At 57.7% G+C, this 19,927-nt stretch carries 21 protein-coding genes; 17 read left to right on the top strand and 4 right to left on the bottom strand.

The features are described from left to right. The first annotated feature begins 5 nt into the window (after positions 1-5). The 12 genes from rsmG (at position 6) to QUE41_RS21460 (ending at position 9,669) form a co-directional block, all read left to right on the top strand. The gene (gene rsmG / locus QUE41_RS21515) at positions 6-629 is read left to right on the top strand and encodes a 16S rRNA (guanine(527)-N(7))-methyltransferase RsmG (protein ID WP_286340985.1); all 624 of its coding nucleotides are present in this window, start codon (positions 6-8) and stop codon (positions 627-629) included. A 20-nt stretch (positions 630-649) separates the two neighbouring features. Beyond that, positions 650-1,441, top strand: coding sequence for a ParA family protein (locus QUE41_RS21510; protein ID WP_286340984.1), 792 nt, complete (start codon positions 650-652; stop codon positions 1,439-1,441). A gap of 9 nt (positions 1,442-1,450) precedes the next feature. Beyond that, on the top strand, positions 1,451-2,362 hold the full coding sequence (locus tag QUE41_RS21505) for a ParB/RepB/Spo0J family partition protein (RefSeq protein WP_286340983.1): 912 nt from the start codon (positions 1,451-1,453) through the stop codon (positions 2,360-2,362). Between the two features lie 420 nt (positions 2,363-2,782). Further along, positions 2,783-3,175, top strand: coding sequence for an ATP synthase subunit I (locus tag QUE41_RS21500; protein ID WP_286340982.1), 393 nt, complete (start codon positions 2,783-2,785; stop codon positions 3,173-3,175). A gap of 3 nt (positions 3,176-3,178) precedes the next feature. Then, entirely contained in the window at positions 3,179-3,988 is an 810-nt protein-coding gene (gene atpB, locus QUE41_RS21495) for a F0F1 ATP synthase subunit A (protein ID WP_028110368.1), read from the top strand. A gap of 43 nt (positions 3,989-4,031) precedes the next feature. Then, the gene (gene atpE / locus QUE41_RS21490; RefSeq protein ID WP_028110369.1) at positions 4,032-4,253 is read left to right on the top strand and encodes a F0F1 ATP synthase subunit C; all 222 of its coding nucleotides are present in this window, start codon (positions 4,032-4,034) and stop codon (positions 4,251-4,253) included. Positions 4,254-4,330: 77 nt separating this feature from the next. Next, positions 4,331-4,801, top strand: a complete 471-nt coding sequence (atpF, locus tag QUE41_RS21485; RefSeq protein ID WP_286340981.1) for a F0F1 ATP synthase subunit B — start codon at positions 4,331-4,333, stop codon at positions 4,799-4,801. A 15-nt stretch (positions 4,802-4,816) separates the two neighbouring features. After that, entirely contained in the window at positions 4,817-5,350 is a 534-nt protein-coding gene (gene atpH, locus QUE41_RS21480) for a F0F1 ATP synthase subunit delta (RefSeq protein WP_286340980.1), read from the top strand. 13 nt (positions 5,351-5,363) lie between these two features. Continuing rightward, the gene (atpA, locus tag QUE41_RS21475) at positions 5,364-6,905 is read left to right on the top strand and encodes a F0F1 ATP synthase subunit alpha (protein WP_286340979.1); all 1,542 of its coding nucleotides are present in this window, start codon (positions 5,364-5,366) and stop codon (positions 6,903-6,905) included. A gap of 16 nt (positions 6,906-6,921) precedes the next feature. Continuing rightward, complete coding sequence (gene atpG / locus QUE41_RS21470) at positions 6,922-7,782, top strand: F0F1 ATP synthase subunit gamma (RefSeq protein WP_286340978.1); 861 nt, start codon at positions 6,922-6,924, stop codon at positions 7,780-7,782. Between the two features lie 33 nt (positions 7,783-7,815). Then, positions 7,816-9,219, top strand: coding sequence for a F0F1 ATP synthase subunit beta (gene atpD, locus QUE41_RS21465; protein ID WP_136854439.1), 1,404 nt, complete (start codon positions 7,816-7,818; stop codon positions 9,217-9,219). 21 nt (positions 9,220-9,240) lie between these two features. Next, positions 9,241-9,669, top strand: a complete 429-nt coding sequence (locus QUE41_RS21460; RefSeq protein WP_286340977.1) for a F0F1 ATP synthase subunit epsilon — start codon at positions 9,241-9,243, stop codon at positions 9,667-9,669. Positions 9,670-9,733: 64 nt separating this feature from the next. Here QUE41_RS21460 and QUE41_RS21455 read toward each other — a convergent pair whose 3' ends face one another. Both QUE41_RS21455 and xapA read right to left on the bottom strand, forming a co-directional pair. Further along, positions 9,734-10,621 (bottom strand): DMT family transporter, encoded by an 888-nt coding sequence (locus QUE41_RS21455; protein ID WP_286340976.1) that lies wholly within the window; start codon positions 10,619-10,621, stop codon positions 9,734-9,736. Positions 10,622-10,688: 67 nt separating this feature from the next. Next, positions 10,689-11,513 carry a xanthosine phosphorylase gene (xapA, locus tag QUE41_RS21450; protein WP_286340975.1) on the bottom strand — a complete coding sequence of 275 codons (825 nt, stop codon included), beginning with the start codon at positions 11,511-11,513 and terminating at the stop codon, positions 10,689-10,691. Between the two features lie 132 nt (positions 11,514-11,645). On the opposite strand from xapA, the gene QUE41_RS21445 reads away from it, so the two are divergent. Then, positions 11,646-12,554, top strand: a complete 909-nt coding sequence (locus QUE41_RS21445) for a LysR substrate-binding domain-containing protein (RefSeq protein ID WP_286340974.1) — start codon at positions 11,646-11,648, stop codon at positions 12,552-12,554. Between the two features lie 60 nt (positions 12,555-12,614). Further along, the gene (glmU, locus tag QUE41_RS21440; protein WP_286340973.1) at positions 12,615-13,976 is read left to right on the top strand and encodes a bifunctional UDP-N-acetylglucosamine diphosphorylase/glucosamine-1-phosphate N-acetyltransferase GlmU; all 1,362 of its coding nucleotides are present in this window, start codon (positions 12,615-12,617) and stop codon (positions 13,974-13,976) included. A gap of 48 nt (positions 13,977-14,024) precedes the next feature. Here the strand turns inward: glmU and QUE41_RS21435 are convergent, their stop codons facing one another. Next, positions 14,025-15,218, bottom strand: a complete 1,194-nt coding sequence (locus QUE41_RS21435) for an ISL3 family transposase (protein WP_286340972.1) — start codon at positions 15,216-15,218, stop codon at positions 14,025-14,027. 173 nt (positions 15,219-15,391) lie between these two features. Here QUE41_RS21435 and QUE41_RS21430 point away from each other — a divergent pair, with 173 nt between their 5' ends. The 3 genes from QUE41_RS21430 to QUE41_RS21420 all read left to right on the top strand — a co-directional run bounded on the left by QUE41_RS21430 (position 15,392) and on the right by QUE41_RS21420 (position 18,878). Then, the gene (locus tag QUE41_RS21430) at positions 15,392-16,165 is read left to right on the top strand and encodes a DeoR/GlpR family DNA-binding transcription regulator (protein WP_286340971.1); all 774 of its coding nucleotides are present in this window, start codon (positions 15,392-15,394) and stop codon (positions 16,163-16,165) included. A gap of 13 nt (positions 16,166-16,178) precedes the next feature. Continuing rightward, positions 16,179-18,011: a glutamine--fructose-6-phosphate transaminase (isomerizing) gene (gene glmS, locus QUE41_RS21425; protein ID WP_286340970.1), complete on the top strand. Its 1,833-nt coding sequence runs from the start codon at positions 16,179-16,181 to the stop codon at positions 18,009-18,011. Between the two features lie 72 nt (positions 18,012-18,083). Continuing rightward, entirely contained in the window at positions 18,084-18,878 is a 795-nt protein-coding gene (locus tag QUE41_RS21420) for a Mut7-C RNAse domain-containing protein (protein WP_286340969.1), read from the top strand. Between the two features lie 5 nt (positions 18,879-18,883). Here the strand turns inward: QUE41_RS21420 and QUE41_RS21415 are convergent, their stop codons facing one another. Further along, a complete protein-coding gene (locus QUE41_RS21415; protein ID WP_286340968.1) occupies positions 18,884-19,867 on the bottom strand; it encodes a S41 family peptidase in 984 nt (327 codons plus the stop codon). Positions 19,868-19,927: the final 60 nt, after the last annotated feature.

The following is a 19,927-nucleotide window of genomic DNA, read 5'->3' as shown; positions in this document are numbered from 1 at the left end:
TACACGTGTTAGCCACAAGGCTGGCTGAACTGGTGGCGCAAACCGATCTGCAGCTCAGCGATAAGCAGATGGGTCAGCTTGTGCAACTGGTCGAGCTGCTGAACAAATGGAACAAAGCCTATAACCTCACCTCGGTCCGTGACCCCCAGGAGATGCTGGTGCGTCACATCATGGACAGCGTGGTGGTAGGCCCCCATCTTCAGGGTGAGCGTTTCATCGATGTAGGTACTGGTCCCGGATTACCTGGTTTGCCTCTGGCGATCTGCAATCCGGACAAATCCTTTGTCCTCCTGGACAGCCTGGGCAAGCGCATCCGTTTCATTCGGACCGTGGTGCACACTCTGGGGCTGGAGAACGTCACTCCGGTGCAGAGCCGGGTGGAGGAGTATCAGCCGGAACAGGGGTTTGACGGGGTGCTCAGTCGTGCCTTCGCTTCCCTGTCCGACATGCTGGAGTGGTGCCATCACCTGCCCGCTCCACAAGGACGGTTCTACGCACTGAAAGGGCAGCTGGACGCCGAAGAGCTGGCTGCCATCCCGCCAGGGTTTGAGATTCTGGGGCAGCAGGCACTGCAGGTGCCTGAACTGGACGCCCAGCGTCACCTGGTATTTGTCAGAAACCATTCGTAGATTTTTTTGGGGAACAGTCGATGGCAAGAGTGATTGCGGTAGCCAACCAGAAGGGGGGAGTGGGTAAGACCACCACCTGTGTCAATCTGGCCGCCTCCCTGGCAGCCACCCGTCGCAAGGTGCTGCTGGTGGATCTCGATCCCCAGGGAAACGCCACCATGGGCAGTGGCGTGGACAAGTACGAGGTGGAGTACAGCGCCTACGACCTGCTGGTGGAGGAGACCCCGGCTGAACAGGTGATCGTCCGTGACACCAGCGGCAAGTACGACCTGATTGCCGCCAATGCCGACGTGACCGCCGCCGAGATCAAGCTGATGGAATTCTTCGCCCGGGAGGTTCGTCTGCGTAACTCCCTGGAGTCGGTGAAGGACCAGTACGATTTCATCTTCATCGACTGCCCGCCATCACTGAACATGCTGACGGTGAACGCCATGGGGGCCGCCGATTCGGTGCTGGTTCCCATGCAGTGCGAATACTACGCCCTGGAAGGGCTAACGGCCCTCATTGACACCATCACCAAGCTGGCGGCGGTGGTGAACCCCGATCTGGTGATCGAGGGGATCCTGCGGACCATGTACGATCCGCGTAATCGCCTGGCCAATGATGTGTCCGATCAGCTGAAACAGCACTTTGGCGAGAAGGTGTACCGCACCGTGATTCCGCGCAATGTGCGACTGGCCGAGGCCCCCAGCTTTGGGGCGCCCGCCATCTATTACGACAAGAGCAGTGCCGGCGCCAAGGCGTACCTGGCACTGGCCGGAGAGATGTTGCGCCGTGCCGAGCGCAACGAGCCGGCCACCGAAGAGGTTTAAGGGGAAAGCATGTCAGCTAAGAAGCGCGGATTAGGCAAGGGACTGGATGCCCTGTTGGGAACCAGCCGATCTGTGGTGGAGAAGCGGGAGCAGCAGGCGCAGAGCGCCCCCCGTCCGGAGCCGGTAGCCCAGACTCAGCAAGATGGGGCTCTGGTGCACCTGAGACTTGAGCTGCTGCAGCGCGGCATCTACCAGCCTCGCCGGGATATGTCCGAAGAAGCCCTGGAAGAGCTGGCGGAGTCCATTCGTCGCCAGGGCGTCCTTCAGCCTGTGGTGGTGCGTCCCATCGACGGAGGCCAGTATGAGATCCTGGCGGGTGAGCGACGCTGGCGCGCGTCTCAGATCGCCGGTCTGGATACCATCCCCTGTATCATCAAGCCGGTGGCCGACGAAGCCGCCGTGGCCATCGCCCTGATTGAGAACATTCAGCGCGAAAACCTCAATGCCATGGAGGAGGCCATCGCCCTGCAGCGCCTGGCAGACGAGTTTGATATGACCCACGCCGAGGTGGCCGAAGCGGTGGGCAAATCCAGGACCACGGTGACCAACCTGCTGAGGCTGAACAACCTCAACGACGAGGTGAAGATCCTGCTGGAGCATGGGGATATCGAGATGGGGCATGCCCGGGCCCTGCTCAGCCTGGACGGAGATGCCCAGACTCTGGCGGCCCGAGCGGTGGTGGCCAAGGGGATGACGGTTCGTGAAACCGAGAAGCTGGTGAGCAAGCAGCTCGAGCCCAAGCCGGTGAAACCACCCAAGGTGGAGGATCCGGATGTGACCCGCCTGAGAAACGAGTTAACCGACCGTCTCGGTGCCCAGGTCGCCATCCAGCAAGGCAGCAAGGGCAAGGGAAAGCTGGTGATCAGCTATGACAGCCTCGACCAATTAGACGGGATCATAAGTCGCGTTCTGGAAAGCTAGCCATAAAAACCTCCTTCGGGAGGTTTTTTTCTGCTTGTGATCATTTGCACAAACTAAATTTTTTTCGTACGGCAGGCAGGAGCAAAAAATCGCTCAACTCACAGAATTTGTCATTTTTTATGCATTATAAAACCGTTAATTCTGTACTTTTGAATTCAATAATTAGATTAACCTAGCCAGTAGTGGTGGCGATCTGGGTGGTTTTTGACAGGTTATAACCAGCTCTTGTTGATCAATAACAAATATGCCCACCAACATGTGAGAAGCCTAGGGTTTTCAAGGTTTCACCATCCGTTCGAGATCACAGTTTTCCAACCTCCGCTTGGTTGCATCGGCAAGGTAAGTAGGTATACTTTCGCTTGCTTTTAGGCAGATTAAGGGTTTTCGAACCCTCTCTTGAAAGATTACGGAGTCAAGGCGTTGAAACGAGACCCCAGACGCAAAGGCCGAATGACCGCACTGCGGTTAGTGGCCGCTCAAGCAATAGTGGTAGCTCTGATCAGTACGCTTTGTTTCGTACTTTGGGGAGAACAGCTTGCCTTGTCAGCCCTTATGGGCGGCAGTGTGGCGGTTATCCCCAACCTCGTTTTCGCAACTCTCACCTTCTCCCGCTTGTGGGAAAAGGTAACTGGTAGCATGGTGAATGCCTTCTACCGGGGAGAAGCGATTAAGCTGATGCTGACCGTAACGCTGTTTGTGCTGGCATTTGCGGTAGTTAAATCTGACCCTAGGGCCGTTTTTGGCTGCTACATTTCCGCCCTCATGGTGTTATGGATGGCACCTTTGTTGTTTCAACGAAAACATTTGGGATGAATCATGGCTGCAAATCCGCAGGAGTATATTCTGCACCACTTGCAGAACTTGCAGTATCGCGCTGGTAGTTGTAGCGCTGATGCGAGCGAGTACTGTTTTTGGACTTGGAACGTGGATTCATTGCTGTTTTCGGTTGGACTCGGCGTTTTCTTCCTTTGGTTGTTCCGTTCCGTTGGTAAAAAGGCCACTACTGGCGTTCCCGGCAAGCTCCAGTGCTTTGTCGAGATGCTGGTTGAGTTCGTCGATACCAGCGTTAAGGAATCCTTCCACGGCAAGAATAAGCTGATCGCCCCCCTGGCTCTGACCATCTTCGTCTGGGTTTTCCTGATGAACCTGATGGATCTGATTCCGGTTGATTGGCTACCCGCAGCAGCAGGCGCCGCTGGTGTTCACTACCTGAAAGTGGTTCCCTCCACTGACTTGAACATCACCCTGGCGATGAGCTGCAGCGTCTTCTTCTTGATGATCTTCTACAGCATCAAGGTGAAAGGCGTGTCCGGGTTCGTTAAGGAGTTGACGCTCCAGCCGTTTAACAACAAGTTAATGATTCCTTTTAACTTCCTGCTTGAGATTGTAGGACTGATCTCTAAACCTGTGTCTCTGGGCCTTCGTCTGTTCGGTAACATGTATGCAGGTGAGCTGATCTTTATTCTTATTGCTCTTATGTACACCGGTAACGTGGCTATCGGCGCGCTCGGCGGCTTTGCGCAGCTGGCGTGGGCGATCTTCCACATCCTGGTGATTACATTGCAGGCGTTTATCTTCATGATGCTGACGATTGTGTACCTCAGCATGGCTCATGAAGATCATTAATTTTTAAGACTAAGTAACAAATTAAGAGAAACTGGAGAATACGATGACTGCTATTGCTGTTGCTCTGCTGATTGGCCTGGGTGCTCTGGGTACTGCTATTGGTTTCGGTCTGCTGGGTGGTAAGTTCCTGGAGAGCGTTGGTCGTCAGCCTGAAATGACCCCTGCCCTGCAAACCAAGATGTTCATCATGGCCGGTCTGCTGGATGCGGTACCTATGATCGGTGTAGGTATCGGTCTGTACATCCTGTTCGTTGTTGGTGTTTAAGGCGACCCTTTAATCCAATGTCTTGGAGTTCCGGATACCCGGAGCCGACTTTGAATGGGTTTTGAGGAGGAGCCGTTGTGAATCTCAACGCGACTTTTATCGGTCAGACCATCGCCTTTATTGTCTTCGTCTGGTTCTGCATGAAGTATGTGTGGCCACCTTTGATGGCTGCCATCGAAGAACGACAGAAGGCAATCGCGGATGGCCTGTCAAACGCTGACCGAGCTTCCAAGGATCTCGAGCTGGCACAGGCAAAAATCAGCGATCAGCTGAAAGACGCCAAAGTGCAAGCCGGTGAGATCATTGAGCAAGCAAACAAGCGTAAAGCGCAAATTGTCGACGAAGCTAAAGTTGAGGCGGAAGCCGAGCGTGCCAAGATCATCGCTCAGGGCCAAGCCGAAATCGAAGCCGAGCGTAACCGTGCCAAGGAAGCTCTGCGTAAGCAGGTTGCTGTTCTGGCCGTCGCCGGTGCTGAGAAGATTATTGAGCGTTCCATCGACGTTGACGCGCATAGCGACATCGTTGAGAAATTGGCTGCGGAGCTTTAACAGGGGAGAGGGCATATGTCTGAACTGACTACTGTTGCACGCCCCTATGCCAAAGCTGCCTTTGAGTTTGCAGCGGAGCATCAGGCTATCGACAAGTGGCAAGGCCAATTGGACTTTGCTGCCGCGGTAGCTCAGAACGATGCGATTGCTGAGCTGTTGAATGGCGCCATTGCCGTCGACCAACTCGCGGAGATCTTTATCAAGGTCTGTGACGAGAACCTCGACGAGTTTGGCCAGAACCTGGTGAAGGTGATGGCTGAAAATGGTCGTCTGGCTGTGCTGCCTCAGGTTGCCACTCTGTTCAAACAGATGGCCGATGAGCAAGCAAGCCTAGTGGAGGCCGATGTGGTGTCCGCAACAGAACTTAGTGACGAACAGAAGCAGAAGATTGCCGAGTCTCTGGAGAAACGTCTCGAGCGCAAGGTAAAGCTGAACTGCACTGTTGATCCGCAGCTAATTGCTGGTGTTGTTATCAACGCTGGTGACTTGGTCATTGATGGCTCGGTTCGCGGTAAATTAAACCGCATGGCCGATACGCTGCAATCCTAACGGGGATTTAAGCATGCAACTGAATTCAACCGAAATCAGTGAACTGATCAAACAGAGAATTGAGAAGTTCAATGTTGTCAACGAAGCTCGCAACGAAGGTACCATCGTATCTGTAAGCGACGGTATTATCCGCATCCACGGCCTGGCCGACGTGATGCAGGGTGAAATGATTGAGCTTCCTGGCAACCGTTACGCAATCGCACTTAACCTGGAGCGTGACTCCGTAGGTGCGGTAGTAATGGGCCCTTACGCCGATCTGGCTGAGGGCGTAAAAGTTAAGTCCACTGGCCGTATTCTAGAAGTGCCAGTTGGCCGCGGTCTGCTGGGCCGTGTGGTAAACACCCTGGGTGAGCCCATCGACGGTAAAGGTCCTATTGAGGCCGAAGGCTTCGGCCCCGTTGAAGTAATTGCTCCCGGTGTAATTGACCGTCAGTCTGTATCTCAGCCTGTACAAACCGGTTATAAGTCCGTTGACTCCATGATCCCAATCGGTCGTGGCCAGCGTGAGCTGATCATCGGTGACCGTCAGACTGGTAAGACTGCGATGGCCGTTGACGCCATCATCAACCAGAAAGACTCCGGCATTAAGTGTGTGTACGTTGCGATTGGCCAGAAGGCCTCCACCATCGCCAACGTAGTGCGCAAGCTGGAAGAGCATGATGCCCTGAAGAACACCATCGTAGTGGTTGCCTCCGCTTCTGAAGCGGCTGCTCTGCAGTACCTGGCCCCCTACTCCGGTTGTACCATGGGTGAGTTCTTCCGTGACCGCGGTGAAGATTCTCTGATCATCTACGATGACCTGTCCAAGCAGGCCGTAGCTTATCGTCAGATCTCCCTGCTGCTGCGTCGTCCTCCAGGCCGTGAAGCCTTCCCAGGTGACGTATTCTACCTCCACAGCCGTCTGCTGGAGCGTGCAGCCCGCGTAAACGCCAACTATGTTGAGCGTTTCACCAACGGTGAAGTGAAAGGACAGACCGGCTCTCTGACCGCTCTGCCAATCATTGAAACCCAGGCTGGTGACGTATCTGCGTTCGTACCTACCAACGTGATCTCCATTACCGATGGTCAGATCTTCCTGGAAACCGACCTGTTTAACGCCGGCCTGCGTCCTGCGGTAAACCCCGGTATCTCCGTATCCCGTGTAGGTGGTTCCGCGCAGACCAAGATCATCAAGAAGCTGTCCGGTGGTATTCGTACCGCACTGGCACAGTACCGCGAACTGGCGGCCTTTGCTCAGTTCTCATCTGACCTGGATGACGCCACCCGTGCCCAGCTGGAGCATGGTGAGCGCGTTACCGAGCTGATGAAGCAGAAGCAGTACGCGCCTCTGAGCGTGGCTGACCAGGCCGTTGTCATCTTCTCTGCAGAGAAAGGCTTCCTGTCTTCCGTACCAGTTAACAAGATTGGTGACTTCGAAGCGGCTCTGCTCTCCTACGTGAACGCCGAACATGCTGACCTGCTGAAGCTGATCAACGATACCGGAGACTACAACTCCGACATCGAATCTCAGCTGCAAGCTGCTCTGGACAAGTTCGTAGCGACTCAAACCTGGTAACAGGGGGAGATAGAAGATGGCCGGCGCTAAAGAGATCCGTACCAAGATCGCGAGTGTAAAAAACACTCAGAAGATCACTTCTGCCATGGAGATGGTGGCTGCTTCGAAAATGCGTAAAGCGCAGGATCGCATGCACGCCAGCCGTCCCTACGCAGAGAATATGCGAAAGGTGATTGGTCACGTAGCGCAGGGCTCTCTGGAATATAAGCATCCATACCTGGAAGAGCGTGAGGTGAAGAACGTCGGTTTTATCGTCGTTTCCACCGACCGCGGACTGTGTGGTGGTTTGAACATCAACATGTTCAAGCAGGTGGTGAAAGCCGCCACCGAATGGACTGAGAAGGGCGCGACTGTGTCCTACGCAGCCATCGGTTCCAAAGGCGCAGGATTCTTCCAGAGCTTTGGTGGTGACGTTACTGCACAGGCCACTGGCCTGGGCGACGCCCCCAGCCTCACTGACCTGATTGGTTCTGTGAAGGTAATGCTGGATGCCTACAACGAGGGCAAGCTGGACCGCCTGTACGTGGTGTACAACAAGTTTGTGAACACCATGAAGCAGGATCCGGTGATCGATCAGCTTCTGCCGTTGCCAAAAGATGACACCCAAAAACGAGCTCACGCTTGGGATTATATCTATGAGCCCGATCCGAAAGCTCTGCTGGATAAGCTGCTGGTTCGCTACGTCGAATCTCAGGTTTATCAGGGTGTAGTTGAAAATGCCGCGTCTGAACAGGCCGCCCGTATGGTTGCAATGAAGTCCGCAACCGACAACGCAGGCAACCTGATCGACGATCTGCAACTGGTGTACAACAAAGCCCGTCAGGCTGCGATTACGCAGGAACTGTCGGAGATTTGTGCCGGTGCAGCGGCGGTTTAAGGCAGCGGAAACGAGATAATCAGAGGATTAATCATGAGCACAGGTACTGTCGTTCAAGTGATCGGTGCGGTAGTTGACGTGGAGTTCCCACAAGACGCCGTACCACAGGTATACGACGCCCTGCACATCGACAACGATGGCGCTAAGCTGGTGCTGGAAGTTCAGCAGCAGCTCGGTGGCGGTGTTGTTCGTACCATTGCAATGGGTGCGTCCGAAGGTCTGCGTCGCGGACTGGTAGCTACCAACACCGGTAGTGCAATTAAGGTTCCAGTGGGCACTGCCACTCTGGGCCGTATCATGAACGTTCTGGGTGATCCCATCGACGAGTGCGGTGAGATCGGCGAGGAAGAAACGTGGGAAATCCACCGTGAAGCGCCCAGCTACGAAGACCAATCCAGCGCGACCGAGCTGCTGGAAACCGGCATCAAGGTAATCGACCTGGTTTGCCCATTCGCTAAGGGTGGTAAAATCGGTCTGTTCGGTGGTGCGGGTGTAGGTAAAACCGTAAACATGATGGAGCTCATCAACAACATCGCGAAGGCACACTCCGGTCTGTCCGTATTCGCCGGTGTAGGTGAGCGTACTCGTGAAGGTAACGACTTCTACTACGAGATGGCCGAATCTGGCGTAGTTAACCTGGATGACAAAGTTCAATCCAAGGTAGCCATGGTTTACGGTCAGATGAACGAGCCACCAGGAAACCGTCTGCGTGTAGCACTGACCGGTCTGACTATGGCTGAGAAGTTCCGTGACGAAGGCCGTGACGTACTGTTGTTCGTGGACAACATCTACCGTTACACCCTGGCTGGTACCGAGGTATCTGCACTGCTGGGTCGTATGCCTTCTGCGGTAGGTTACCAGCCTACTCTGGCTGAAGAGATGGGTGTTCTGCAGGAGCGTATTACCTCCACCAAGACAGGCTCCATTACTTCTGTACAGGCGGTATACGTACCTGCGGATGATTTGACTGACCCATCCCCAGCGACCACCTTTGCTCACCTGGATGCAACCGTAGTACTGAGCCGTGACATTGCGGCCCGTGGTATCTACCCTGCGATTGACCCACTGGATTCCACCTCTCGTCAGCTGGATCCTCTGGTGATTGGTCAGGAGCACTACGACGTGGCTCGTGGCGTTCAGTCCAACCTGCAGCGCTACAAAGAGCTGAAGGACATCATCGCCATTCTGGGTATGGACGAACTGTCTGAGGAAGATAAGCAGACCGTAGCCCGTGCTCGTAAGATTGAGCGTTTCCTGTCTCAGCCGTTCTTCGTAGCCGAAGTATTTACCGGTGCTCCTGGTAAGTACGTTTCGCTGAAAGACACCATCTCCGGCTTTAAGGGCATTCTGTCCGGCGAGTACGATGAACTGCCTGAGCAGGCGTTCTACATGGTTGGTGGCATCGACGAAGCCGTCGAGAAAGCGAAGAAACTGTAATCCGGTTGCGGAGAGGATGAGATGGCAGCTATGACACTTCATTTGGATGTAGTCAGTGCGGAAGAAAGCATTTACTCTGGCCGCGTTCAGTACCTGCAAGTTACAGGTGTTGAGGGCGAGTTGGGTATTATGCATGGCCACACTCCATTGCTCACCGCCATTAAGCCCGGTATGGTTCGCATCAAAAAGCAAGACGACAGTGAAGAGGTAATCTACCTGTCTGGTGGCATTCTCGAGGTTCAACCCGATAATGTCAGCGTGCTGGCTGATGTGGCCATTCGTGGTGAAGATATTGACGTTGAAGCTGCGGAAGCAGCCAAGCGTTCCGCCGAAGAGCATATGGCGAAAGCCTCTGCTGACCTCGACTACGAGGCCGCGGTTATCGAGCTGGCGAAGGCGATGGCACAACTCCGAGTTGTTGAGACCATCCGCAAGGGCGTGGGCAGATAAGCTCCCGCTACGCTATGAAAAAGGGCGCCTTAGGGCGCCCTTTTTATTTGCGTGTCCATTCTGCCTAGCCGCGGCGATCCAGTTGCAGCAGCATCAGCAGACTGATGACGATCAGCAGCACAGCCGGCAGCACCCACAGGCTGGGCCAGGGTTTGCCCTGTAGGGCGTTGATCACCAGCACCAGGGCCGGGCTCAGCAGGGCGTAGGCGTTGGCGGAGCTGCCGCCCACCACCAGGCTGGCGGACTGAAACAGGAAGAAGGTGAGCATGGTAGTGGCCGTGGCCAGCCACAGGATGGCGCCGCTTTGGGCCTGGGTGGGCCAAACCCACTCCGGTTGCACCAGCAGCAGCGCCAGGGTCAGCCAGCCGGTTCCGGTGATCAGCGACCAACCGGTAACCGTGAGCATGGGCTCACCCCGGTGCAGGGCTTTGAGCACCAGGGGGTAGCCGCCCATCAGCAGGCAGGCCAGCACATAGAGGCTGTTGCCCACGGGCCAGCCCCCCTGCATCAGCATCGACCACTCCCCCTCAGTCAGTACCCACAACGCCGCAGCGACTCCCAGACACAACGCCAGCACCCGGATAGGGTGAGGAGACTGACGGCTGGCCAGCCAACCCAGCAGGCAGCTGAGCAGGGGCACCAGGGTGGTGAGGCTGCCCATAGCCAGGGCCGAGGCGGTTTCGCCGGCGAAGAACATCAGCAGGAAGAAGCCGGTCATCGGCAGGCTGATCAGGGCAAAGCGGCCCACAGACCGCCAGCCGGGCCAGCTCAGTTGACGGTAGCGGATCAGCAGCAGAGTGAACCCCACCGAGGCGATGGCAAAGCGCCCCCAGGTGGTCCACAGGGGCGAAAACCCCTGTCCCATAAAGGCGGCGATGGGGAAGGAGGTGCTGATCAGCACCGCATAGAGCAGCAGGCCAAGGTGAGCCCGGACGACGGGGTGGTGCGGCATTGGGTGTTCCGGTGGTGGTCAGAAAACGGCGGAGCCAAAGCGGCTCCCCCGTTGTTATAGCATGGACTCAGAAATGCGCGCGAAGAAATGCCTGAATCAGCTTGATAAAGTCGACCTGGGCCAGCTTGGCACAGCGCAGGGTCTGTTCATGGGACAGCTGGGTCTCCCCCAGACCCTCGGCCAGGTTGGTGATGGCGCACACCGCCAGCACCGGCAGCCCACAATGGGCGGCGGAGATCACCTCAGGCACCACCGACATGCCCACCACATCCCCGCCGATGACCTGCATCATGCGGATCTCCGCCGCGGTTTCGAAGCAGGGACCGGGATAGGAGACAAACACCCCCTCGTTGAGGTGAATGTCGTTGGACTGGGCCACCTGATGCAGTTCACTTCGCAGCCCCTTGTCATAGGCGTTGGCCAGGCTGAAAAAACGCTTGCCATAGGCGTCGTCGTTGGCGCCCACCATGGGGGTGCCGGGCATGGTGTTGATGTGGTCATTGAAGGCCACCAGGGAGCCGACCTCGATGCGCTCCGGCCTCAGTGACCCGGCGGCGTTGGTGACGAACAGCATCTCACACCCCAGCAGCTTGAAGGTGCGCACCGCGGTGGTCATCACCGACATCCCCTTGCCTTCGTAGAAGTGCCCCCTGCCCTTCATGCAGATCACCTCCACCCCCTCCAGGGTACCCAGCACCAGCTCACCGCTGTGGCCTTCGACGCCGCTGACGGGGAAGTCGGCGAGATCCTGGTAGGGGATGACCACTGGGTCATCAATCTGGTCCGCCAGCACCCCCAGGCCGGAGCCGAGAATCAGGGCGCAACGGGGACGGAAGCCGGGTTTGCGTTGGAGAATGGTGGCTTTGGACAGCTGGGGTGCATCCGGGGACATGGCGGGACTCCTCTGGGTTGGTGTGGATTCACTATAGGGAAGGGAGCCTGCCGGGGATATCGACATCTTTGGGTCGTATGTTTTGGAAAACAGAACGATAATGGCCAAAAACCATTAACACTTGAGCCGTCGATGACCCTGCTGACCGATACCGGCCGCATCAGCCTGAAGATGCTGCGTTACTTTGATGGGGTGGCCCGTCACCTGCATTTCGGCCGGGCCGCCGAGGAGCTGTGCATCTCCAAGTCGGCCCTGAGCACCCAGATTCGGGAACTGGAGCAGATCCTCGGCACCACGTTGCTCAGCCGGGAGCAGAAACGGGTGACGCTGACCGAGACCGGGCGGCTGCTGCAGCAGGAGTGCGGCCAGTTGCTGACGGCCATGGAGCGCTCTCTCAACGAGGTGCGCCAGGCTGAGCGTGCCCGCGGGCACAGCCTCAGCATAGGCATCATCAGCTCCGCCCTGTGGGATGGGCTGTTCGACGCCATTGAGCGATTGCGTCAGCAGTGTCCTGAGCTGTCCATCCAGTTCCTGGAGCTGGCGCCTTCGGAGCAGCGTCAGGCGTTGATGGACAGAAAGATTGATCTTGGGCTGTGCCGCATCGGTGACCGTGTGGCCATGAGCCCGCTGCAGGTGAAGCCTGTGCTGGAGGAGCCGTTGTGGGCGGCCCTGTGGCAGGACCACCCCCTGGCCGGTGAGTCCGAGGTGTCGCTGAGGCAGTTGGACCGGCAACCCCTAGTGGGGTTTGATCCTGAGCACTCGGGCACCACCGCCAGCCTGATGGAGCAATGCCGGTTAACGGGGATCAGCCTGCCGCTGCGTTTCAAAGTGCGGGAGCCCCAGACCATGATGGCCTTCGTGGGGGCCGGCCAGGCGGTGGCGGTGGTGCCCGAGTGTTTTCGCCGCCAGCATTGGCACCGGGTTTGTTTTCTTCCGCTTCGGGAGTCACTGGCAGCGGATCTCTGCGTGGTGTTTGATTCTGCGGCCGGTCACCCCCTGCTGCAGTCCTTTATCCAGGCCCTGGAGGCGCAGCGGAGCTGATTTTCCCTTCATGAGTGGGTATACTTTTGCGCCTTAGCGACCAATATTGAACGGAACCCCATGACTCTGGAAATCGTCATCCTTGCGGCGGGCAAGGGAACCCGCATGCGCTCCTCTCTGCCTAAGGTGCTGCACGGCATCGCCGGCAAGCCCATGGTGCAGCATGTTATCGATGCGGCGGCGGCCCTCTCTCCCGTAGCCACGCACCTGGTGTATGGCCATGGTGGTGAGCAGCTGCAATCGGCTCTGTCCCATAACCCGGTGAACTGGGTGCTGCAGGCAGATCAGCTGGGCACGGGTCATGCGGTGGATCAGGCGTCCGGCGACTGGAGTGACGACAGCAAGGTGCTGGTGCTCTACGGTGATGTGCCGTTGATTCGCACCGAGACCCTGGAGCGACTGCTGGCGGTGCAGCCTGACAATGGCATCGGTCTGCTGACCGTCAATCTGGATGACCCCAGTGGTTATGGCCGCATCGTTCGTGATAACAGCAAGGTCAGCGCCATCGTCGAGCACAAGGATGCTTCCCCGGAGCAGCTGGCCATCGATGAGGTCAACACCGGCATCCTGGTGGCCCCGGGCGGTGCCCTCAAGCGCTGGCTGGCCAACCTGTCCAATGACAATGCCCAGGGCGAGTACTACCTCACCGATGTCATCGCCATGGCCGCCGCCGAAGGTGGCGTGGAGACCGCCCAGCCTGAGACCGCCATCGAGGTGGAAGGGGCCAACAACCGGGTTCAACTGGCCACCCTGGAGCGCGCCTTCCAGGCCCGCGCCGCCGAGCAGGCGATGCTTGCCGGTGCCACCCTGGCCGATCCGGCCCGCTTCGATGTTCGTGGTGAGCTGACCGTGGGTCAGGATGTGTTTATCGACGTCAATGTGGTGATCCAGGGTAAGGTGGAGATTGGCAACAACGTCACCATTGGTGCCGGTTGCGTCCTCAAGGACTGCCGCATCGGCGACGGCTCGGTCCTCAAGCCTTACACTCTGGTTGAAGAGGCCAGCGTTGGTGAGATCTGCACCGCGGGTCCTTTTGCCCGTCTGCGTCCCGGCGCCGAACTGGTCCACGACAGCCACATCGGCAACTTCGTCGAGATGAAGAAGGCGACCCTGGGTAAGGGATCCAAGGCCAACCACCTGGCCTACATTGGCGATGCCAAGGTTGGGGAGAAGGTGAACATAGGCGCAGGCACCATCACCTGTAACTACGACGGGGCCAACAAGCACCTGACGGTGATCGAGGATAACGCCTTTATCGGTTCCGACTCTCAGCTGGTCGCCCCGGTGACCGTGGGCAAGGGCGCCACCGTGGCCGCTGGCTCCACCGTCACCAAGGATGTGGGCGAGGGAGAGCTGGTGCTGACCCGCACCAAGCAGCGCCACATCAGCGACTGGCAGCGTCCGGTGAAGAAGCCGAAGTAGTATTTCAGTTTGATTAAGAAGCGGCCTTTAAGGCCGCTTTTTTATGGTTCATCGCGCATTACCGGGAAAAGCGGCTCGTATCTTCAAGAAGAAGTAGTCGCTGTCCCGGTATCCGTAAGCCATGCGTTTGATGACCTTTATCTTGTTGTTCATTCCCTCGAGCTTACAGGTGTGCAGCCGGTAGGTAGCCGAGGCGAGAATGCCTTTGAGGTAGGGTTTGAGCTTCTTTGCGAAGCGAATCAGCGGCTCGATGCCGCTCTCGGTGACCTGTTGCCACCATAACCGCCACTGGCTTAGCGCTGCATCGGGACAGTCGGCATACCACAACTCTTTCAACTGTTCCCGCATTAGATACACCACCATCAGCGACCGGTTCTCGGCCAGCAGTTCCTCCAGATAGGCATGCTGCTTGTCGGTCATGTTCTCCCGGTTCTTCAGCAGCACCCAGCGACCTCGTTTCACCCTTCGTCTCGCCGGTTTGTCCTGCCTCAGTTCATTGGCTCGGTCCACTCGCACCCGGTCCACCACTTCCCGGCCATATTTGGCCACCACATGGAAAAGGTCGTAGACCACTGCGGCATTGGGGCAATGCATCACCACCTCAAGGTCGAAGGCGGTATTCATGTCCATGGCTACCGCTTCGATATGCTGGCAGTGCTCTCCCAACGTCAGGAAGAACGGTCGTATCGCCTCTCGACTACGGCCCTCGCCAACCCACAGCACCTGGTGGGTGTCGGCATCGGCGATGACCGTGGCGTAGCGGTGGCCCTTGAACAGGGCAAATTCGTCCATCACCAGCCGTCGTACCTTGCTCCAGTCCGGCTCGGTGACTTCCCGAGCCAGGCGCCGTCTATCCAGTCGTTTGAGGGTGTGCCAGTGCAAACCGGTCATCTCATTAACGTGCTTGATGGGCATCCGCTTAAGCAGTTGCTCGACGTACAGGATAAGTCGGTTGGTCTGGCGAGCATGGGGCTCCAGCCAGGAAAGGCACTCAGTGACCACACCACAGTCAGGGCAGCGTAGTCGGCGCAGTGGTACAGACAGCAAAGTCTGGTAGCCAAAAATATCACGCTCCTGAACAGTGCGGAGAGTGACATCGTGAACCCGACTGACAGCTTGGCCACAGCGACATTGACCGGGGCCCGTGGGGGTTAAATGGATGGTAAGAGTATCGTGGTGGAGCTCAGTATGAGTGGGGGAAAACCCTTCCCACGGTAAGATAGGCAAGGTAAGCTTTTGCATCGAGAACGGCTGGTGGTGATTGTTTGTGTTTGGCGACTAAACAATAACCTTTCCAGCCGTTTTCGTATCTAGTTCCCGCTAATGTGCGAAGAACCTTTTTTATTGGGGTCTCTTGCATATTTCGTAACCTAACTTATACTTCGAAACTTTCGTTGCGAAACTTTTAGGTTGTCATGTCGAAACGTAACACCCAACAACGGCGCCATACCATCATCACCCTGCTCAATGAGCTGGGGGAGGTCAGTGTGGAAAGCCTGGCCCGGGAGTTTCAGACCTCTGAAGTGACCATCCGCAAGGATCTCGCCACCCTGGAAGCCAGTGGCCTTCTGCTCAGACGCTACGGCGGCGCGGTGCCTGTGCCCCAGGAAATCGTCAGCGACGATCCGGCCCATAAAGTTTCCAAGCGAAAGCTGGCCATTGGCCAGGCCGCGGCGGCACTCATTGGTGACCATCAGAGGATCATCATCGACTCCGGCCGAACCACCGCCGCCATGATCTCCCAACTGGGCAGCAAGCGTGGCCTGGTGGTGATGACCAACTCCCTCAACAGCGCCAACGCCATTCGTGAACTGGAGAACGAGCCCACCCTGCTGATGACCGGCGGCACCTGGGATCCGCACTCCGAGTCGTTCCAGGGGCAGGTGGCGGAGCAGGTATTGCGCTCCTACGATTTCGACCAGCTGTTTATCGGCGCCGATGGCATCGATGTTTCACGTGGAACGACCACCTTCAATGAGCTGATTGGCCTCTCCAAGGTGATGGCGGAGGCGGCCCGCGAAGTGGTGGTGATGGTGGAGTCCAACAAGGTGGGGCGCAAGATCCCCAACCTGGAGCTGCCCTGGGAGAAGGTGAGCGTACTGATTACCGACGATGAGCTGTCCGATGAGGCGACGGCTCAGATAGAGATTCATGGAGTCCGGGTGATCCGGGCTTCCAGCCAAAGTTAATGGAGAAACGATTATGTGTGGCATTGTAGGGGCGGTAGCCCAACGTGATGTGGCGGAGATCCTGGTAGAGGGTCTGAAGCGCCTGGAGTACCGGGGTTACGACTCCGCCGGTATTGCGATCATCAACGACGGCAGCGAGCTGTCCCGGATTCGTCGTGTGGGTAAGGTTCAGGAGCTGGCTAATGCCCTGGCTGAGCAGCCCCTGAGCGGCGGCACCGGCATCGCCCACACTCGCTGGGCCACCCACGGTGAACCCAACGAGCGTAACGCCCACCCTCACCAGTCCAGCGGCGACATCGCCGTGGTGCACAACGGCATCATCGAAAACCACGGTCCCCTGCGCGAGCGCCTCAAGGGACTGGGCTACGTATTTGAGTCTGATACCGATACCGAGGTGATTGGTCACCTGGTTCATCATGAGCTCAAGTCCCACGACTCCCTGCTGGCGGCGGTACAGGCCACGGTGAAGCAGCTGGAAGGCGCCTATGGCACCGTTATCACCGATCGCCGTGACCCTTCCCGGGTGGTGGTGGCTCGCTCCGGCAGCCCCCTGGTGATCGGCTATGGTGTGGGTGAACACTTTATCGCTTCCGATCAACTGGCCCTGTTGCCGGTGACTCGCCGCTTTGCCTTCCTGGAGGAGGGAGACGTGGCCGAGGTGACCCGTCGTGAGGTGAACATCTTCGACGCCGAGGGCAACCCGGTTGAGCGTGAGGTGAAGGAATCTGAGGTGTCTCACGAGGCCAGCGACAAGGGGCCTTACCGTCACTACATGATGAAAGAGATCTACGAGCAGCCTCTGGCTCTGCAGCGTACCTTGGAGAACCGCCTCCAGGCCGGCATCGTTGCCCCCGATGCCTTCGGCGAAGGCGCCGATGAGCTGCTGGCCAATGTGAAGCATGTGCAGATCATCGCCTGTGGCACCAGCTACCACGCCGGCATGGTGGCCCGCTACTGGCTGGAGCAGCACGCCGGGGTCTCCTGTAACGTGGAGATCGCCTCCGAGTTCCGTTACCGCAAATCCCACGTGTTCCCCAACAGCCTGCTGGTGACCATCTCCCAGTCCGGTGAAACCGCCGACACCCTGGCCGCCCTGCGCCTGGCCAAGGAGATGGGCTACGAGTCCAGCCTGACCATCTGTAACGTGCCCGGCTCCTCCCTGGTGCGTGAGTCCGACATGGCGTACATGATGAAGGCCGGTGCCGAGATTGGCGTGGCGTCCACCAAGGCGTTCACCGTGCAGCTGGCGGCCCTGTTGATGCTGACCGGTGCCATCGGCCGCCACAACGGCATGGATGAGACCAAGCTGGGCAACCTGATGCAGAGCCTGCAATCTCTGCCCACCAAGGTGGAGCAGGCCCTGAGCCTGAACGAAGAGATTGAGGTGCTGGCGGAAGATTTCGCCGATAAGCACCATGCCCTGTTCCTGGGTCGTGGTGATCAGTACCCCATCGCCATGGAGGGAGCCCTGAAACTGAAGGAGATCTCCTACATCCACGCCGAAGCCTACGCATCCGGTGAGCTGAAGCACGGTCCACTGGCGCTGATCGACGCGGACATGCCGGTGATCGTGGTGGCACCCAACAACGAACTGCTGGAGAAGCTCAAGTCCAACGTGGAAGAGGTGCGTGCCCGTGGTGGCCTGATGTACGTCTTCGCCGACAAGGAAGCCCAGTTCGAATCCGACGACACCATGAAGGTGCTGCCGGTGCCACATTGTGATGAGTTCATCGCCCCGGTGATCTACACCCTGCCCCTGCAGCTGCTCTCCTACTATGTGGCGCTGATTAAGGGTACCGACGTGGACCAGCCTCGTAACCTGGCCAAGTCCGTGACCGTAGAGTAAGACCTAAGGTTGGAGAAAAGGCGCCCAAAGGGCGCCTTTTTTGTTGGCTTGGCCGCGGACTATCCTTGAACTATGGAGTCCGATCCCCATGCGCCCCTGTGGCGTCACCTCACCCTCCGCTGTTACCGGGAGCTGAATGACTTCCTGCCCGTCCCATCCAGGGAGCGTTGTTTTCAGTTCAGATTCAGTGGCCAGCCCTCTCTGAAGAGTGTGCTGGAAGGGGCCGGTGTGCCTCAGGCTGAGGTTGACCTGGTCCTGGTGGATGGCCAGTCGACGACTCTGGACCATCCCATTACCGGCGGCGAGCGCCTCGAGGTGTTTCCTCTCCTGGAGCCATTGGAGATCGATTCATTCACGCCTCTGCGCCCCAGGCCTTTGCCCGACGCCTTTATCTTGGATGTGAACCTGGGGCGACTGGCCAGACTGATGAGATTATCCGGCCTGGACTGCCTCTATCGCCGTGACTTTGACGATGAGGAGATAGTCCGGCTTGCCTGTGAACATGGGCGAGGCATCCTGACCCGGGATAAGGGGATTTTGCACCGAGGGGCGGTGATTCACGGGTATTGGGTGCGCAACACCGACCCGGAGCGGCAGCTGCTTGAGGTGATCCATCACTATGCTCTCGAGGGGCGGCTCAGCTTCTTCAGCCGCTGCATCCGTTGTAATGGGTTGCTGCACACCATCAGCCGGGACGAGGTTCGTGATCGAGTGCCCGCCGGAGCCTGGCGAGAACACCGGCATTTCTTTGTCTGCGACGACTGTGGTCAGGTCTACTGGCGTGGCAGCCACCACAGAGCCATGACCCGGACTCTGACGCGGCTGGGGCTGTTGTCAAAGACGCAGGGGCCAGAGACTGGCCCCTGAAGGGGTTAGGATTCAGGCGCCATCTGGGTACGCAGCCAGAGTTGTGCCCTGTCCTGGGCATCCATGGCGGGCACCTTGATGTCCGGTGTGACCCCGGTGCCTTCCCAGTTGAGTCCGTTGGCGGAGATCACGGGTTTCATCAGGGAGAGTCGCAGCACCAGACGGTCGGTCACCTCCCGGACTCCGGCGTAGTAGCCAGCACCACCTGTGGTGTCACCGATGACGATTGCCCTGCCCCCGGCCTGCATGGTGGAGGCAAAGAGTTCAGAGGCGCTGGCGGTGTCGTCACTGGTCAGCAGCACTATGGGCACCTTCTCCTGAAACCGGGACAACTGAACAGGTTCGGCGTTGACCACATTGAGCAGCTCAAGGTCCCGCCCATAGAGGCGCCAGAGTTCGGTGCCCTCCTTAAAGAAGTGACTCAGCAGGTAGCGCGCCAGATCCGGCGAGCCTCCGACTGTGTCTCTCATATCGATGATCAGCGCGTCGGCCCGGGAGAGAAACCCCAGGGCCTGATCCGCCACCTCTTTGGCGTTCGGGTTGGGATGAAACTTGTTGAACTTGAGGTAGCCGATGTTGCCCGCAAGGTAGCTCACCTGCTCGAAGGCATAGTTGTGTGTCAGCTTGCCCGGCGGGTGGCTGAGTATGTGACTGGCCTGAACTTGTGGTTGTTTCACATAGAGGCTGACGTGAGCATCTCCGGTGATCCTCCGTATCTCCTGCCCCAGGGTCTGGGCGAACTGGTCCAGTGTGGCGATCTGGTCATAGTGGCCAGCATTGCGGCGAGCTTTCAGGAAACTCTCTATATCATCCACTCTGTCCGGATTCAGGTAGTGTTCTCTCATCACCGTCAGGGTTTGACTGATCAAGGGGTCGATGGCGTCTGCGGACAGCTTTTGAGTCGACGAGGCGAAGGCCGGCAGACAGAACAGGAGCATCAGAAACAGTATCAGTGCCCGGGACATCAGCCGGGCGAGTTTTTTATTCAAAGTCATAAGTCACCTTGGGAGTCATTCAAAGGGGAATAGACTGCGTAGAAGCAGCCATCA

It is taken from the genome of Ferrimonas sp. YFM (genome assembly GCF_030296015.1).
GTDB lineage: Bacteria > Pseudomonadota > Gammaproteobacteria > Enterobacterales > Shewanellaceae > Ferrimonas.
Note: the sequence above shows the minus strand (reverse complement) of the source record. Positions and strands in the feature narration are given on the sequence as shown.

Bases quoted from the DNA above. Each gene is read 5' to 3' on its own strand.
- atpG (WP_286340978.1), top strand. From the start codon at position 6,922: ATGGCCGGCGCTAAAGAGATCCGTACCAAGATCGCGAGTGTAAAAAAC.
- QUE41_RS21430 (WP_286340971.1), top strand. From the start codon at position 15,392: ATGTCGAAACGTAACACCCAACAACGGCGCCATACCATCATCACCCTG.
- QUE41_RS21460 (WP_286340977.1), top strand. From the start codon at position 9,241: ATGGCAGCTATGACACTTCATTTGGATGTAGTCAGTGCGGAAGAAAGC.
- atpH (WP_286340980.1), top strand. From the start codon at position 4,817: ATGTCTGAACTGACTACTGTTGCACGCCCCTATGCCAAAGCTGCCTTT.
- QUE41_RS21445 (WP_286340974.1), top strand. From the start codon at position 11,646: ATGACCCTGCTGACCGATACCGGCCGCATCAGCCTGAAGATGCTGCGT.
- QUE41_RS21455 (WP_286340976.1), bottom strand. From the start codon at position 10,621: ATGCCGCACCACCCCGTCGTCCGGGCTCACCTTGGCCTGCTGCTCTAT.
- glmU (WP_286340973.1), top strand. From the start codon at position 12,615: ATGACTCTGGAAATCGTCATCCTTGCGGCGGGCAAGGGAACCCGCATG.
- QUE41_RS21435 (WP_286340972.1), bottom strand. From the start codon at position 15,218: ATGCAAAAGCTTACCTTGCCTATCTTACCGTGGGAAGGGTTTTCCCCC.
- atpD (WP_136854439.1), top strand. From the start codon at position 7,816: ATGAGCACAGGTACTGTCGTTCAAGTGATCGGTGCGGTAGTTGACGTG.
- glmS (WP_286340970.1), top strand. From the start codon at position 16,179: ATGTGTGGCATTGTAGGGGCGGTAGCCCAACGTGATGTGGCGGAGATC.
- atpE (WP_028110369.1), top strand. From the start codon at position 4,032: ATGACTGCTATTGCTGTTGCTCTGCTGATTGGCCTGGGTGCTCTGGGT.
- atpB (WP_028110368.1), top strand. From the start codon at position 3,179: ATGGCTGCAAATCCGCAGGAGTATATTCTGCACCACTTGCAGAACTTG.
- atpA (WP_286340979.1), top strand. From the start codon at position 5,364: ATGCAACTGAATTCAACCGAAATCAGTGAACTGATCAAACAGAGAATT.
- xapA (WP_286340975.1), bottom strand. From the start codon at position 11,513: ATGTCCCCGGATGCACCCCAGCTGTCCAAAGCCACCATTCTCCAACGC.
- QUE41_RS21420 (WP_286340969.1), top strand. From the start codon at position 18,084: ATGGAGTCCGATCCCCATGCGCCCCTGTGGCGTCACCTCACCCTCCGC.
- QUE41_RS21510 (WP_286340984.1), top strand. From the start codon at position 650: ATGGCAAGAGTGATTGCGGTAGCCAACCAGAAGGGGGGAGTGGGTAAG.
- QUE41_RS21505 (WP_286340983.1), top strand. From the start codon at position 1,451: ATGTCAGCTAAGAAGCGCGGATTAGGCAAGGGACTGGATGCCCTGTTG.